This is a genomic window from Georgenia sp. Z1491, from assembly GCF_057652395.1.
The window spans coordinates 159,374-174,286 of the sequence record NZ_CM172729.1 but is presented as its reverse complement, the minus strand read 5'-3'; the positions used below and the strand labels follow the sequence as shown (position 1 = coordinate 174,286).

Here is a 14,913-nt window from a genome sequence, read left to right as displayed (position 1 = left end):
TGCGACCAGGTCCGATCGGTGCGGGTCCTGGTCGCGGTACTGCCGGACACCGAGACGATTCCCTCCCCCTTCCGCACGAGACCAGGAGCGAGCTCATGACCACGGAACCCAGCAGCACGGCCGCCGAGCAGCCGCAGGACACCATTCGCCTCGTCTCCGTCGTGGCGGTCGTCCTCACGATGGCGTGGGGCATCGGCTGGATCTGGGTGGGCGGCACCGGTGCCGAGCAGCTCTACCTGTGGATCGGCGCGCCGATCATCGCCCTCATGTGGGTGCTCATCGGCTGGTGGTCGACCCGCAACAACCGCCGCTGACGCGCGCGGCCCGGGTCGCCCCGAGTCGTGACGGGCCGGTGACCTCGACCGTGACGGACCGGCCGTGACGGGCCGGCCGGGGGGCTCCGCGCGACCCGGCGCGGCACCCGAGGGTCAGCGGGTGTAGGCGCCCTGCCACACGGTGTCGAACGGGGTGGCGGCCGACACGCGTGCGCGGATGCCGGTGGTGACCATGTCCTTGGCGACCTGCACGGCGTCGTGGATCTCGGTCCCCCGCGCGAGCTCGGCCGTGATCGCCGCGGCGACCGTGCAGCCGGCGCCGGACACGCGGTGCTCGCCGATCTTCGGCGCGGAGAAGACGTGGACGTCGGTGCCGTCCCACAGCACGTCGACGGCCTCGTCCCCGGGCAGCTCCGCCCCGCCCTTGGCGTAGACGTACTGCGGGCCGTGCGCGCCGATGACCTTGGCCGCCTCGACGAGCTCGTCGACGGTGCCGATCGAGTCGGCGCCGGACAGGATCGTCGACTCGAACACGTTCGGGGTGATGACCGTGGCGAACGGGAGGATCTGCTCGCGCAGCGCGTTGTCGGTGTCGAGCGCCGCGCCCGGCTCCTGCCCCTTGCAGATGAGGACCGGGTCGAGCACGACGTTGTCCCACTCCTGCGCGCCGAGGCCGGCGGCGACGGTGTCGATCGTCGCGGGCGTGCCGAGCATGCCGATCTTCACCGTGCGCAGATCGTGCGCGGAGGTCGCGGCCTCCATCTGGTCGGCGATGACCTGGGGCTCGACCGGGACGAACCGGTGGCCCCAGCCGTTGTTCGGGTCGAAGCTGACGATGCAGGTCAGGGTCCCGACGCCGTAGACGCCGAGCTGCTGGAACGTCTTGAGGTCGACCTGGATGCCGGCGCCGCCGGTCGCCTCGGAGCCGGCGACGACGTATGCGAGGGGGACAGACACGTGGGGAAACCCTCCGGGACGGTGAGTACCGGCACCGGTCGGTGCCGTGCTTGGCAGCCGAGAATACGCCGCACCGGGCCTTCCGTCATCGCCCACCGCGCGCGGACCACGATCCGGGATGCTGATGCCGCGGCAGGGACGGACGACGGCGGCAGAGGCGGACACGGACGACGGCGGGGGCGCGGTCGGGTGTGACCGCGCCCCCGCCGTCGTCGGGGTCCTGCCGGGCGTCAGGCCCGGATCTGGGACCGGTCGAAGGTGTACGGGTCCTGACCCACGCGCCCCTCGCCGTCCATGCGGTCGAGCACGGCCATCTCGTCGGCGCTCAGCTCGAACCGGAACAGGTCGAGGTTCGCCTCGATGCGCGCCGGGTTGACGGACTTCGGGATGACGATGTGGCCGTGCTGGACGTGCCACCGGAGCACGACCTGGCCGGGGGTGACGCCGTGGGCGTCCGCGAGCTCGGCGACCTCCTCGGACTGCAGGTCGGCGCCCTGGCCGAGCGGCGAGTAGGCCTCGACGGCGATGCCGGCCGACCGGGTGGCCTCGAGCGTGGCGTGCTGCTGGTAGGTCGGGTGGACCTCGATCTGGTTGACGTCGGGCAGGACCCCGGTCTCCTCGGCGAGCCGCTCGAGGTGCTCGGGCAGGAAGTTGGACACGCCGATGGATCGGACGGCTCCGCTCGAGAGGATCTCCGCGAGGGCCCGCCAGGTCTCGACGTAGAGGTCCTTGCTCGGGACCGGCCAGTGGATGAGGTAGAGGTCGATGACGTCGACGCCCAGGCGCTGGAGGCTGTCGTCGAAGGCGCGCAGCGCGGAGTCCCGCCCCTGCTCGCCGTTGCGCAGCTTGGTGGTGACGAAGATGTCGTCGCGTGCGAGCCCGGAGCCGCGCAGCGCCGCCCCGACGCCGGCCTCGTTGTTGTAGGCGGCGGCCGTGTCGATGTGCCGGTAGCCGTACCCGAGCGCGTGCTCGACGGCGGACTGGGTCTCCTCCGGCGGGATCTGGAACGTGCCGAACCCGACCTGCGGGATGGTCACGCCGGAGGCCAGTGTGACGTGGTGGTCGTCAGCAGGTGTCATGCGACAAGTGTGACGGGCCCGGCGCGTCGACGGCGACCTGGGACCACCTCTCGGGACGATCCCGGTGCCTCGCTACCGGGGATCGTCCGGTCCGCTACCGGGGATCGTCCGGTCCGGGCGCCGCAGTCCCGGCGTCGTCGGGTCGCGCCGGACCGGTGGTCCCCGTCCGTCGTGGCGGCGCCTGGCCGCCGGCCTGCGCGTCCGGGCGAGGCTGCTGCCCGGCCGGTCCGGGCGCCGCGGGCCGGTCGTCCGGGCCGCCCGACCGCGGTGCCTGGCGGACGGGCCGCGTGTCGGTCGGGGCGGGGGAGCGGCCGCCGCCGGCCGCGCGCCGCCCGCCGCCGGCCGCGCGCTCGCCGCTGCCGCCCTCGCGCTCGCCGTCGGGGGCCCAGGCCGTCGCACCGTCGGAGGTCGCGGCCCGGGTCGCTCCCGGGACGGCCGGCGTCGTCGGGGTGAGCGGGTGCCCGCCGGAGCCGGAGCCGGAGCCGGCACGGGCGCGCCGCAGCTCGCCGACGGTGATCTCGTCGGACTTGGACCGCACCCGGTCCCCGGCGCCACCGTTGGCCTCCTCGCGCCGGGCGTTGCGCCCGCGCCGCTCCGCCCGGAGCCTCTCGGAGGCGTCGAGCTCGGTCTGGGTGCCGGTGACCTTCTTGTCCCCGGACTGCAGGAACACGGCGAACACCTTGGTGCGCGGGTCGGAGTCGATGAGGACGGCCTTGGCGAACAGGGTGAGCGGGACGGCGAGGATCGAGCCGAGCGGGCCCACGATCGAGGTCCAGAAGACCAGCGAGAGGAACGTGACCGCGGAGTTGAGCCCGACGGCGTCGCCCGTCACCTTCGGCTGGATGAACGTCTGGAAGCCGTTGTTGATGACGGTGTAGATGACGATGATCCAGATCATCGTGCTCACCCCGCCGTCGAGGAGCCCGACGAGGGCCGGCGGGATCAGGCCGATGAAGAACCCGATGTTGGGGATGTAGTTGGTGACGAACGCGAACAGCGCGAACGTCCAGGCCAGCGGCACGTCCATGACGGTCAGCGCGATGCCGTCGCCGATCGCGACGATCGCGCCGAAAACCGTGGAGACGATCCAGTACTTGCGCACCTGCGAGGAGAAGCCGGTCAGGGCGTCGGTGAGGTAGGGGGCCGCCTCCCGCAGGGACTCGGTGCGACCGCGGACGTTGATCGTGTCGAACGCCATGAACGCCGTGACGACGACGAACAGCACCGCCTGCGAGGTGCCGGAGGTGAGCATGTTGGCGGCGCCGCTGACCACGCCGAGGATCTGGTTGAAGTCGATGCCGGAGAGGTACTGCTCGAAGTTCGAGACGTCCAGGCCGAGGCTCGTCAGCCAGGCGAAGGAGTCCTCGTACATCTGCTGGTACGTCTCGCGGTACTCCTGCCGAGCCAGCAGCTGGCCCGTCTCCGCCACCCCGTAGGCGATGCCACCGATGATCGAGAGCAGGATGAGGTAGATCGCCAGGAGCATGATCAGCGTCGCCAGCCACCCGGGCAGGTGGAGGTACTTGCGCAGCCACACGATCAGCGGGCGCGCGGTGACGATCATCGTCAGGCCGAAGAACGCCGGCGCGATGATCGAGCTGATCGTCTGGACACCGGCCATCGCGATGACCGTGACGGCGGCGACGCCGAGCATCACCAGCCCTACGGGGAAGGACCGGCGGTGGTCGCTCATGTCGCTGGTGCTCATCGATCCTCCACGGATGCACTCGCCCGTCGCCGCGGTGGTCGGCGGGCGAGGCACATCCTGCCAGGCCGGGGCGGCGGTCGTGCCGCCGGGCGGGGGGCAGGGTGCGGCGGTAGCGTGCGGGGATGACTGACTCCGGTCTCGACGCCGCGCTCCGGAAGATGGCCGACGCCGGCACCTCCGCCACCGCCCGTCGTGTCTTCGCCGCCCACTACGAGGATCTCGGGCGGGGGGCGTCGGGCACGGTGCCCGAGTCGACGCTCAGCCCGCTCGACGACGTCCCGCGCCTCGCGGACGTCGAGGTCGACGAGGAGGCGGCCGACGCCGCGCTGCGGGCCACCGCGCTCGTGCGGCTCAACGGGGGGCTCGGCACGTCGATGGGGATGACGGGGCCGAAGTCGCTGCTGCCGGTCCGGGACGGGCGCTCGTTCCTCGACCTCGTGATCGAGCAGGTCCGCAGCGCCCGAGCCTCCTCCGGCGCCACGCTCCCGCTCATCCTCATGCAGTCCTTCCGGACCCAGGAGCCGACGCGCGAGGCGCTCGCCGCCCATCCGGACGTCGCCGTCGAGGGGCTCCCGGCCGACTTCGTGCAGAACCGGGTGCCGCGCCTGCGGGAGGACGACCTCGCGCCCGTCGAGTGGCCGGAGGACCCGGACCTGGAGTGGGCGCCACCCGGCCACGGCGACCTCTACACCGTGCTGCACGACGTCGGGCTGCCACGCACGCTCCTCGACGCCGGGTACCGCTACCTGTCGGTGTCCAACATCGACAACCTCGGGGCGACGCCGGACGGCCGCCTCGCGGGCTGGTTCGCCGCGAGCGGCGCCCCGTTCGCCATGGAGGTGTGCCGCCGCACGCGGGCCGACCGCAAGGGCGGGCACCTGGCCGTCCGTACCGACGACGACCGGCTGGTCCTGCGCGAGATCGCCCAGACCGACGAGGAGGACCTGGCGGCCTTCCGCGACGTCGACCGGCACCGGTACTTCAACACGAACTCGCTGTGGTTCGACCTCGAGGCGCTCGACGCGGCGCTCACCGAGCGCGACGGCGTGCTCGCCCTGCCGCTCATCCGCAACGTCAAGTCCGTCGACCCGGCCGACAAGACCTCGACCCGGGTCGTCCAGGTCGAGACCGCGATGGGTGCCGCGATCGAGCTGTTCGACGGCGCCGTCGCCCTGGAGGTGGGCCGCGACCGCTTCCTGCCGGTGAAGACGACCGACGACCTGCTGCTGGTGCGCTCCGACGCCTACGACCTCGACGACGACGCACGGCTGGTCGCCCGCGCCGACCCGGCTCCCGACATCGACCTCGACCGCGACGTCTACGCGCTCGTCGCCGCGCTCGAGGAGCGGTTCCCGGCCGGCCCGCCGTCGCTGCGCGGCGCCCGGTCCTTCGCCGTCGAGGGGGACGTGACGTTCGGTGCGGACGTCGTCGTCACCGGCGACGTCGTGGTGCGCGCCGACGACGTCGACGGCCGCGTGGTCGACGGAACGCGGCTCGGCGAGGTGTAGCCGCCCCACGTCGGCAGGGGTCCCGGTCCTCAGGACGCACGAAAGGGCCGGTGGCGGTCTGTCGACCGCCACCGGCCCCGGTGATCTCACCACTCCCCCCGGGGTGATGGATCCCCTTCTTCGTGAGAGCCGTGGGTCCGTGTACCAAGCGTCCCTGTGGCTCTCATCCCCCGTCCCCTGCGGGGCGGCCCACCCGCCCTACGCAGCGACGATGCGACGCTCCTTCCGGATCGCCCGACGCTCCGACGGCGTCGTGCCGCCGAAGATGCCGAAGGGCTGATTCGTCCGGAGCGAGAACTCGAGGCACGTCTGCGCCACCGGGCAGCTCGCGCAGACGGCCTTGGCCCGGGCCACCTGTGCGTCCACGGCCTTGCCCTGACCCTCGGGGAAGAAGTCGTCGGTGGGCAGGTCGGTGCACGCGCCCTGAACGCGCCAGTTCGGGTCGGTGTCCTCCGGGAAGCTGTTCATGTGTAGACCACACCGGGCGAACCTGGACGGACCCTGGGAATGGCCGCACAATCGTCTGCGAATCCTCGGCGGCGACGGTCCGCGGTCCGTCCACGCGCCTCCCACCACGCTCGCGGCGGCGCCGACCGCGCTAGGTTTCCGGTGGCCGGAGCACCCCGGCCCGTCGTACGCCCACCGTCGAGGAGAACCCATGTCGAACGCCAAGCTCGTCGCCAAGGTCGCGGAGGTGCTCGGGTACGCGCCCGAGGACGCCGTGCCCATGCTCCCCAGGGACGGTCAGAACTGGGTCGCGCAGAGCATGGACAAGGGGCCGAAGAAGTTCTCCGTGGGCTCGCTGGTCGCGGACGCGGTCATCAAGACCGAGGTCCGGCCCGGGGGGCACGTCCTGGGCATGCCGTTCCCGCCCGAGGGGCCGGTGGTGTGGGCGCTGACGCCGACGGCGGCGGTCTGCATCGTCGCGCGGGCCGGGTTCGGCAGGTGGATCCCGGAGCGGGTCTTCGCGTCGTTCGACTACTCCGCCCTCGACCGGATCTGGCACGAGCAGGCCGGCCGCTCGTTCTACGCCGTCCACGTGACGATGCGCGACGGCAACCACTGGGAGTTCACCGTCGCCAAGAAGGAGCTGCCGGCCTACCAGGCCATCGAGCAGCAGATCCTCGGCCGGATCCAGCGCGCCGGTGGCGGGCAGGCGCAGCCGCAGGGCGGCCGGCAGGGGGAGCCTGGTCAGTGGCAGCCGGGGGCGCCGCAGGGTCAGCCGGGCCAGTGGCAGCCGGGGGCGCCGCAGGGCCAGCCGGGCCTCTAGCGGTCAGAGCGGCGTGACCGCGGCGTAGGCGTCCTCGAGCTGGGCGAGGCGGCGGGCGTAGTGCGCGGTGCGGGCCGGGACCGGCTCGCACCGCTCGCCGAGCGGCCCCACGGCGCGGTCGACGTCGGGCGCGAGCTCCCGGAGCGCGAGGAGCGCCGTCCCGCGCATGGTCGTGCGCTTGTAGGTCACGGGGGTCACGGGAGCGCCGAGGACGTCGGCGAGGAGCTGGGCGAAGCCGGGCACCCCACCGATCACTCCGCCGCTCACGCGAATCTCCGACGGCATGCCGGCCACCTCGCGCAGCTGCTTCGCGACGCGCGCGTAGCTCAGCGCGACGCCCTCGAGCAGCCCGCGCGCGAGGTCCGTCGGCGTGTGCGCCGCCGAGATGCCGAGCACGGTGCCGAGCGCGCCCGCCGACCAGCCGGTCGACCGCTCGCCCGACAGGAAGGGCAGTACCAGCGGGGTCGAGGACACCGGCTCGGGCCCGAGCACGTCGTCGAGGTCGTCGTCGACCCGGATGTTCTCGCGCAGCCAGGTCACGGCGCTACCCACGTCGCTGAGCGCACCGCCGAGCAGGGAGTGCCCGTCGTCGACCCGGTAGCCCCACAGGCCCGGGGGGAGCGTCGCGGGGATCGTCTCGACGAGCAGTCGCATCGCGCCGGTCGTGGAGGCCGAGAGGACGGCCGTCGAGCTGCCCGTGCCGCCGGCGCCGAGGCTGGAGCCGAGACCGTCAGGGATGCCGGGGAACCACTGCGCGTCGGCCAGCGCGGGCCAGGTCCGGGCGACCGACGACGCGGCCCCGGGCGTGGGGGTGATCGCCACGGCCGGGTCCTGGACGGGGGAGAGCTGGGCGCGCCGGATCCCCGACAGCCGCAGCAGCTGCGTGTCCCACTCGCCGGTGCGCCGGTTGAGCAGCCCCGTCCACGAGGCCGCCGGTGTGCTCGCGACGGCGACGCCGAGCAGCCGCAGGTGGACGTACTCGGGCAGCGACATCCACCGGTCGACGGCGGCGAACAGCTCCGGCTCGGTGTCCCGCAGCCAGCGCAGGCGCGGCGCGAGGTAGCTCGTGTGCAGGCGCGTGCCGGTGCGCTGCTGGAGCTCGGACTCGCCCAGCTTGGTGCGCAGCTCGGCGACCCGGGGCGCGCAGCGGGAGTCGGCGTACGTGTAGCACGGCGTGACGGCCTTGCCGGTGGCGTCGACACCGACGAGCGACGCGGCGAACGAGTCCAGACCGACGCCCGCGATCCCACCCTCGGGGACGGCGTCGGTGACCGCGCCCACGACCTCGGAGACCTCGGCGACCACCTGGTCGGCGTCGATCGTCGAGGTGCCGTCGACGTCGGTCGTGAAGGTGTGCGACACCTTCTGTCGTGCGTCGCGCAGCGGGCGGCCCGCCGCGTCGTACAGCCCTGCCCGGCTGGCCGTCGACCCGATGTCGACCGAGAGGACGAGCGGGCGGTCGGCGTCGGCCAGCGTGGTGCGGAAGGCGTCGGACATGGGTCTCCCTGACGTGGGTCTCCCGGGCGTGGGTCTCCCGGGCGCGGGGGCGATGCCGCCACCGTAGTCGCCCCCGGCGCGCGTCGTGCCGGTGCCCGTCCTCCGGTCGGTCCGTCTCCGGCCGGCCGGCAGCGGCCACGTCCGGCGGTCACGGCCGGTGGTGGTGGCGCGGCTAGCCTCGTCGGTATGGACGACGAGCCCCGCGAGACGGTCCCCGGCGCACTCTTCGAGCGGATGTGGCCCGAGCCCGCCACGGTGACGGCCGACGACCTCGCGGCGACCTACCTCGAGCCCGGGGTGCGGTCGAACATGGTGACGTCGATCGACGGGTCGCTGACCATGGACGGCCGGGCGGGCGGTCTGTCCGACCCCGTCGACCAGGCCCACCTGCACCTGGCCCGCAGCGCCGCCGACGTCCTGCTCGTCGGGGCGGGCACCGTCCGCACCGAGGGGTACGGCCCGGTGCGCACCGACGAGGTCGGCGTCGCACGACGCCGGGCTGCCGGCCAGAGCGACCACCCCCGTCTCGCGGTCGTGTCGACGAGCCTCGACCTCGACCCGAGCTCCGCCATGCTCCGCGAGGCGCCCGAACGGCCCCTCGTCCTCACGGTCACCGGCGCCGAGCCGGAGGGCGTGGCGGCGCTCGAGGAGGCTGCCGAGGTCGTGCTGCTGCCGCCGGGCGAGGGAGGCGGCGTCCACGGCCGCGCCGTCGTCGACGCCCTGCGCGAGCGGGGGCACACGCGGATCCTCACCGAGGGCGGGCCCACCCTGCTGGGGGCCCTCGTCGCGGCGGACGCCCTGGACGAGATGCTCGTCAGCTACGCACCGGTCGTCGCCGGCGGCACGGGGCGGCGGATGGTGCTCGGCGCGCCCGAGGCCACGCGCGGCGCTGAGCTGGTCTCGCTGCTGCGGTCCGACTCGTTGCTCGTGGCCCGCTACCGGCTGCGGTAGCCGGGCCGGCCGGCGCCGGGCCTACGCGAGCGACCAGTCGACGTCGAGCATCTCGGCGGACAGCTCCCAGTGCCGGCGGACGATCGCGGGGTCCTTCGCCGCTCGGTTGAGGAGGCCGGGCCGGCGCCGGTCGTTGTAGTAGCGGCCCGAGCGCCAGGTGGTGCCCGGCGTGCCGTCGACGAAGTGCGCCAGCGTCGCGCCACCGCGCTCGGGCCGGGTGAGCAGCGGCCGGAGCGCACCGTGGTACATCCGGCGCATGTAGCCCACGGTCTCGGCGCCGAAGCTCGTCGCGACGACTCCGGGGTGGAAGGCGACCGACGAGATCCCTTGGCGGTGAAGTGCGGCGTGCAGCCCCCGCGTGAACAAGATGTTGGCGAGCTTCGCGTTGCCGTACGCGCGGTCGGCACGGAAGTCGGCCGTGCTCTCGAGGTCGTCGAGGTCGAGGCGGGCGTAGACGACGTTCGCGACACTGGCGGTCGCCACCACGCTCGCGCTGCTCGCGACCAGCTTCGTCCGCAGCAGGTTCGTCAGCAGGTACGGGGCGAGGTGGTTGACCTGGAACGTCTTCTCGAACCCGTCGGCGGTCCGGACGGGCCCGTCGAAGAAGCCGCCCGCGTTGTTGGCGAGCACGTCGATCCGGTCGAGGCTGCGGTCGAGGTCCTCGGCCAGGGCGCGGACCTCGTCGAGGCTGGTGAAGTTGGCGACGTGGTGCTCGGCGCCGACGCGCTCGGCCACGGCACAGGTCTTCTCGGGGGAGCGGCCCACGACGACGAGCCGCACGGAGTCTCCGGCGAGCCGTTCCGCGGCGGCCGCGCCGATCCCGTCGCTGGCGCCGGTGAGGACGATGGTGCGCATGGGGACCCTCCGGGGCCGGCTGGTCAGTCGGACGGCGCGGTCGTCGCGTACGTCGCCGTCTCCTCGTCCGCGAGGGACGGCGGCGTGCCGAGGTCGGGGTGGACGCCCACCTTGTCGGCGTAGAAGGCGCGGATCACGTCCATGTCGGCACGGACGTCGCCGGTGAGGCGAAGCCTGGGGCCGAGCCCGGTGGTGCGGGTGACCGAGTCGAGGAAGCCGAGGATGACCGGCAGGTCGGCCGCGCGCGCGATCCGGTAGAAGCCGGACTTCCAGTGCTCCCGGCGTCCGCGCGTGCCCTCCGGGGTGATGACGAGGTGGAACGCCTCGCCGCGAGCGGAGCGGGCCACCAGATCCGCCACCAGGCCCTCCGGGTTGCCCCGGTCCACGGGGATCCCGCCGAGCGCACGGAAGAACGGGCCCGCCACGCCGTCGAAATACTCCTTCTTCATCAGCACCTTCGGCGTGAGATCGCGCGACCACGCGATGCCGAGCATGAGGACGAAGTCCAGCTGGGCCGTGTGCGGCGCCCCGATGAAGATCGCCCGTGGCTCGGTGACGTCGGTGGCCACGAGGCGGTACCGCGCGGCGGCGAGCAGAGCCTTGCCGAGGGCGCGACGCAGGGGGCGGAGGGAGGGCACGTCCACACGCTATCCGCTGGGTCGTGGCCGCGCCCGGTGGTCGGGGCAGTAGGTTCGGGTCATGAGCGACACCGGCTACGGGGACTTCGAGTTCGAGCGCAAGTTCGTCTGCGCGGGCCTCCCGCAGATCGTGGCCGCCGAGGCGGACCCGGTGCTCATCGTCCAGGCCTACCTGCTCGCCGACGAGGGGTACGCGGTGCGGGTGCGCGTCCAGGGGCCGGGCGCCGGCTTGCACCCCGCCGACCTCGACGGGACCGAGGAGGTGCTCGACGAGCTGGCGCCGCGCGTGGAGTTCGCCGCGCTCACCGCCAAGGGACCGCACGTGGGCGGCACGCGCTACGAGGCGGAGCGCGAGCTGGACCCGGGCGTCGCCGTCGAGCTCGTCCGACGCGGGCGGCACCACGTGGTCAAGCTCCGGCACTCGGTCTGGCTCGGTGACGACGGCTGGGTGATCGACGAGTTCGCCGGCGCCAACGCGCCGCTGGTCGTCGCCGAGTGCGAGCGCGGCGGCCCCGTCGTCGACCTGGTGGTGCCCGACTTCTGCGTGACCGAGGTGACCGAGGACCCGAGGTTCGGCAACGAGCACCTGGCGGTCGAGCCGTACGGCACGTGGCGGGCGGCCTTCGAGCGCGAGCTCGCCGTCACCGGCCCCGCCTTCTCCCAGGAGTTCGGCCGGAACCGGCTGCCCAGCCAGGGGTGATCCGGGCCGGTCCCGCCCGGCCCCGACGCCCCCGTCCGTCCCGCTACGGCCGGACCATCACCTTGATCTCGCGGCGCTCGTCCATCGCGGCGTAGGCCTCGGCCACCCGGTCGAGCGGCTCGGTCGCGGTGAAGACGGCTCCGGGCTCGATGCGCCCGGCCCGCACGTCCGCCAGCAGCTCGGGGACGTAGGCGCGGGCGGGCGCGACGCCCCCGGCGAGTGCCACGTTGCGGCTGAACAGGGAGCGTGGCCGGATCCCGCGGGTGACGCCGTGGGGCACGCCGACGTACCCGACCGTGCCGCCCGGCCGTGCGCACGCGATGGCCTGGTCCATGGACTCGTCGGTCCCGACGGCCTCGAGCACGACGTCGGCGCCCGGCACGCCGAGCAGGTCGGTGAGCTCGTGGACGGCGTCGTCGCCGCGCGTGGTGAGGATGTCGGTCGCGCCGAACCGCCGCGCGAGCTCCTGGCGGTCGGGGTAGCGGGAGAACGCGACGACCCGGGACGCGCCGAGGTAGGCCGCCGCGAGGACGGCCGACAGCCCCACGGCGCCGTCGCCCACCACGGCGACCGTCGCACCCTCGCGCAGGCCGGCCGAGCGGGCGGCGTGCAGGCCCGTCGCCATGACGTCGGACAGCGTGAGGAGGTGGGCGAGGAGGTGATCGTCGACGTCGGCGGCGTCCAGGCCGGCGGCCACCAGGGTGCCGTCGGCGAGCGGGACGCGCACGGCCTCGGCCTGGAGGTGGCCGGTGGGCAGCCCGTCGCCGTCCTCGGCGCCCCAGAACCCGCCCCTCTCGCACGAGGTCTGGATGCCGTGGCGGCAGGCGAAGCACACGCCGCACGAGTACGCGAAGGGCACGACGACGAGATCGCCGGCGCGCACGGTGCGCACCTCGGCGCCGACCTCGTCGACGATGCCGACCGCCTCGTGGCCGATGGTGCGCGGCGCCTTCACGGGGACGACACCCCGGTAGTGCCACAGGTCGGAGCCGCAGACGCACGCCGCGGCGATGCGGACCACCGCGTCCGTCGGGGCCAGCAGGGCGGGGTCGGGTCGCTCCTCGACCCGGACGTCGTGGGCGGCGGCAAGGACGGTGGCTCGCATGAGCCCAGCGTCCCACCGGAGGGCGCGGCCGCGCGAGCGCGGTCAGGCGCCCCCGAGCTCGGTGGAGTCGTCCATCCGCCACATCGGCGGGGCGTCGATGTGCTCGCCGTGCGTCTCCCACGTGCGCCACCACGTGTCCGCGTGCGCCGGGACGTGGCCGGCCGGCAGCACCTCGAGCAGGTCGCGGACCTCGTTCTTCACCTCGGTGAGCTCGTCGACGAGGGCGGTGCGGGGCTCGCTCGCCGGCCCGCGGTGGAGCAGGCGGCGCAGCTCGGCGCGCAGGTCGGTCCGCTGCGCGGGGTGACGCCCGCCCGGGTCCGGCGTGGCCGGTGCGGCCCCGGGAGCCGACGGGCGGGACGTCGCCGGTCCCGCGCCCGGCCGTGCCGGCGGTCCCGCCGCGGTGCCGGGGCGGGCCAGGCCGGCGAGCCCGGAGGCGCCGTCGGACTGCTGGACGCGTCCGGAACCGTCCGGGGCGAGCAGCAGCTCCTCGATCTCCCAGGCCCGGCGCCGCGCGCGGATGAGGGCGGAACCGGCGTCCTCGTCGCCCTCGGTGGCCGACAGGTGGGTCTGGGCGGCGCGGATCCACCCGTGGTCGGCCATGAGTGCGGTGAGGCCCCGGTCGACCGTCATGGTGTCGTGGACGTCGACGGTCGCGTGGACGACCTTCGCGCCGGACTTGCGGGCGAAGACGACCTCGTCGCGCAGCTGCTCGTCGGACATGATCGAGGTGCCCGTGCGCATCATCACCGAGACGATGTCGGTGCCCACCCGGGCCTCGCCGGCGTCGGCGCCGGGCGGGTGGCAGACGACGGCCCAGACGTCGGAGACGCCGAGCTTGTCGATGACGACGTCGGCCGGCAGGTTCTCGCGCACGCCGCCGTCGATGTAGTGCTCGCCGGCGATCGGGATGGGCTCGAAGACCGCGGGGATCGCGCACGAGGCCCACACGGCGAGGGTGAGGTCGGTGGCGGTGACCGGCTCGCCGTCGTCGCCGAGCACCGGGACGTCGCCCCGGTCGCGCAGCACGCCGTCCTGGTCGGCGAACCGCAGCTCGCCGGACTGCAGGCCGACCATCGCGATGCGCAGGACGACGCCGGAGGCCCGGACCCGCGCGGGGTCGAAGGTCTCGGCGTCGATGAGGGAGTCGACCACGGGTCCGGGCGTGTACATCGAGCCGGCCTGCGCGGCGCCGCGCAGGATCGAGGCGAGCTCGCCGCCGGCCCGGCCGAGCGCCGGCAGGTTGCCGATCATCTGCACGATCTGGGCGGCGGTCCAGCCGCCGGGCTCCTCGGCGGCGGTCGACCGGCCGGCGCGGGCCTCCGCCGCGGTCTCCGGCACCGTGCCCGCGGGCGTGGTGGTGCGCTGGCCGGTGCCCCGGTTGATGGGGTCGAGGAGCTGGAGGTAGCTGGGCCCACGCTCGCTGAGCGTCTTCCACCACGGCTGGGGCACGAACATCGCATCGGGGGAGTCCATCGCCCGCCACAGCGTGTCGAGGTGGTCGAGCCAGGCGCGCTGCTCGTCCCGCGTCGATCCCTGAGCGATGATCGCCGCCACGATCGCGCCGGCGGAGGCCCCCGCCATCACGCGGGGCGCGATGCCGACCTCGTCGTAGAGGTAGCGGAGCGCGCCGAGGTGGAAGTCGGCGCGGGAGCCGCCTCCCGAGAGGACGAGGCCGGTGGTGCGGTTGCGTCGGCGTCGCGCGCTCGGCACCCATCGTCCGGGCGTCGGGCGGGGACTCATGGCCCCAGGGTAGGTGGCGTGCCCGACCGCGGGGTAGGCGGTCGTCAGGCGGGGGTGGGCGGGCCGATGACGGCATCGACCATCCGGCCGGCCTCGGCGCGGTCCGGCGGGGTGCGGCTGAGGACGCGCAGGACGACCGACCCGACGAGCGCCTCGGCGATCTCGTCGAGCGGCGCGCCGGGGTAGAGGTTGGCGCCCGTGCCGGTCGCGGCTCGCAGGCGCCCGACCATCGACTCCTCACCGGTCAGGCTCTGGCGGACGCGCAGGCCGATGTCCGCGCTCTCGATGCTCGCGGAGACCAGCGAGCGCAGGATGCCCTCGCCCTCCGGCCGTCCGATCGTGCGGAAGACGACGAGGACCCAGTCCGTGAGGTCCCGGCGCAGGTCGCCGGTGTCCGGCGCGGTCACGCTCTCGGGCAGAAGCATGCCCTCGACGAGGCACTCGGCCACCAGGTCGGCCTTCGAGCGCCACCACCGGTAGATCGTCTGCTTGCCCACCCCGGCCTCGGCCGCGATCCCGGCGATCGTCATGGCGTCGTAGCCCTGCTCGCCGAACAGCCGCGCCGTGGCCTGGAGGATCGCCAGCCGGGCCGTCTCGGAGCGCACGGGCCCGCTGCGGGTCGAGGTCATG

15 protein-coding genes are annotated in these 14,913 nt (G+C 74.0%); 5 read left to right on the top strand and 10 right to left on the bottom strand.

The annotated features are described in order from the left end of the window. Positions 1-95: 95 nt before the first annotated feature. Positions 96-314 carry a hypothetical protein gene (locus tag AC24HA_RS00770; RefSeq protein ID WP_425707389.1) on the top strand — a complete coding sequence of 73 codons (219 nt, stop codon included), beginning with the start codon at positions 96-98 and terminating at the stop codon, positions 312-314. Between the two features lie 114 nt (positions 315-428). Here the strand turns inward: AC24HA_RS00770 and AC24HA_RS00765 are convergent, their stop codons facing one another. From AC24HA_RS00765 to AC24HA_RS00755, 3 genes are all read right to left on the bottom strand, one after another. Beyond that, positions 429-1,232 carry a hydroxymethylpyrimidine/phosphomethylpyrimidine kinase gene (locus AC24HA_RS00765; RefSeq protein WP_425707390.1) on the bottom strand — a complete coding sequence of 268 codons (804 nt, stop codon included), beginning with the start codon at positions 1,230-1,232 and terminating at the stop codon, positions 429-431. Between the two features lie 230 nt (positions 1,233-1,462). After that, on the bottom strand, positions 1,463-2,311 hold the full coding sequence (locus AC24HA_RS00760; RefSeq protein ID WP_425707391.1) for an aldo/keto reductase: 849 nt from the start codon (positions 2,309-2,311) through the stop codon (positions 1,463-1,465). 94 nt (positions 2,312-2,405) lie between these two features. Beyond that, positions 2,406-4,019: an AI-2E family transporter gene (locus AC24HA_RS00755; RefSeq protein WP_425707392.1), complete on the bottom strand. Its 1,614-nt coding sequence runs from the start codon at positions 4,017-4,019 to the stop codon at positions 2,406-2,408. 122 nt (positions 4,020-4,141) lie between these two features. Between AC24HA_RS00755 and AC24HA_RS00750 the strand changes: the two genes are divergently transcribed. Beyond that, positions 4,142-5,527, top strand: coding sequence for a UTP--glucose-1-phosphate uridylyltransferase (locus AC24HA_RS00750; RefSeq protein WP_425707393.1), 1,386 nt, complete (start codon positions 4,142-4,144; stop codon positions 5,525-5,527). A gap of 198 nt (positions 5,528-5,725) precedes the next feature. On the opposite strand, the gene AC24HA_RS00745 is transcribed toward AC24HA_RS00750, so the two are convergent. Beyond that, positions 5,726-5,995: a WhiB family transcriptional regulator gene (locus tag AC24HA_RS00745; protein ID WP_425707394.1), complete on the bottom strand. Its 270-nt coding sequence runs from the start codon at positions 5,993-5,995 to the stop codon at positions 5,726-5,728. A 190-nt stretch (positions 5,996-6,185) separates the two neighbouring features. Between AC24HA_RS00745 and AC24HA_RS00740 the strand changes: the two genes are divergently transcribed. Then, the gene (locus AC24HA_RS00740; protein ID WP_425707395.1) at positions 6,186-6,797 is read left to right on the top strand and encodes a hypothetical protein; all 612 of its coding nucleotides are present in this window, start codon (positions 6,186-6,188) and stop codon (positions 6,795-6,797) included. Between the two features lie 3 nt (positions 6,798-6,800). On the opposite strand, the gene AC24HA_RS00735 is transcribed toward AC24HA_RS00740, so the two are convergent. Continuing rightward, a complete protein-coding gene (locus tag AC24HA_RS00735) occupies positions 6,801-8,294 on the bottom strand; it encodes a gluconokinase (protein ID WP_425707396.1) in 1,494 nt (497 codons plus the stop codon). Positions 8,295-8,480: 186 nt separating this feature from the next. Here AC24HA_RS00735 and AC24HA_RS00730 point away from each other — a divergent pair, with 186 nt between their 5' ends. Then, positions 8,481-9,245: a dihydrofolate reductase family protein gene (locus AC24HA_RS00730; RefSeq protein WP_425707397.1), complete on the top strand. Its 765-nt coding sequence runs from the start codon at positions 8,481-8,483 to the stop codon at positions 9,243-9,245. A 21-nt stretch (positions 9,246-9,266) separates the two neighbouring features. Here AC24HA_RS00730 and AC24HA_RS00725 read toward each other — a convergent pair whose 3' ends face one another. Together AC24HA_RS00725 and AC24HA_RS00720 are read right to left on the bottom strand one after the other, a co-directional pair. Further along, positions 9,267-10,100: an SDR family NAD(P)-dependent oxidoreductase gene (locus AC24HA_RS00725; protein WP_425707398.1), complete on the bottom strand. Its 834-nt coding sequence runs from the start codon at positions 10,098-10,100 to the stop codon at positions 9,267-9,269. A gap of 23 nt (positions 10,101-10,123) precedes the next feature. Further along, positions 10,124-10,738 carry a 1-acyl-sn-glycerol-3-phosphate acyltransferase gene (locus AC24HA_RS00720; RefSeq protein WP_425707399.1) on the bottom strand — a complete coding sequence of 205 codons (615 nt, stop codon included), beginning with the start codon at positions 10,736-10,738 and terminating at the stop codon, positions 10,124-10,126. Positions 10,739-10,799: 61 nt separating this feature from the next. On the opposite strand from AC24HA_RS00720, the gene AC24HA_RS00715 reads away from it, so the two are divergent. Beyond that, on the top strand, positions 10,800-11,438 hold the full coding sequence (locus AC24HA_RS00715) for a CYTH domain-containing protein (RefSeq protein WP_425707400.1): 639 nt from the start codon (positions 10,800-10,802) through the stop codon (positions 11,436-11,438). A gap of 43 nt (positions 11,439-11,481) precedes the next feature. Here AC24HA_RS00715 and AC24HA_RS00710 read toward each other — a convergent pair whose 3' ends face one another. Genes AC24HA_RS00710 through AC24HA_RS00700 form a run of 3 tightly spaced genes read right to left on the bottom strand, consistent with a single transcriptional unit; the run spans position 11,482 to position 14,912 of the window. Further along, positions 11,482-12,543 (bottom strand): zinc-binding dehydrogenase, encoded by a 1,062-nt coding sequence (locus AC24HA_RS00710; protein WP_425707401.1) that lies wholly within the window; start codon positions 12,541-12,543, stop codon positions 11,482-11,484. A 42-nt stretch (positions 12,544-12,585) separates the two neighbouring features. Next, positions 12,586-14,283 carry a patatin-like phospholipase family protein gene (locus tag AC24HA_RS00705; protein WP_425707402.1) on the bottom strand — a complete coding sequence of 566 codons (1,698 nt, stop codon included), beginning with the start codon at positions 14,281-14,283 and terminating at the stop codon, positions 12,586-12,588. A gap of 44 nt (positions 14,284-14,327) precedes the next feature. Continuing rightward, on the bottom strand, positions 14,328-14,912 hold the full coding sequence (locus AC24HA_RS00700; protein ID WP_425707403.1) for a TetR/AcrR family transcriptional regulator: 585 nt from the start codon (positions 14,910-14,912) through the stop codon (positions 14,328-14,330). Between the last annotated feature and the right edge of the window lies 1 nt (position 14,913).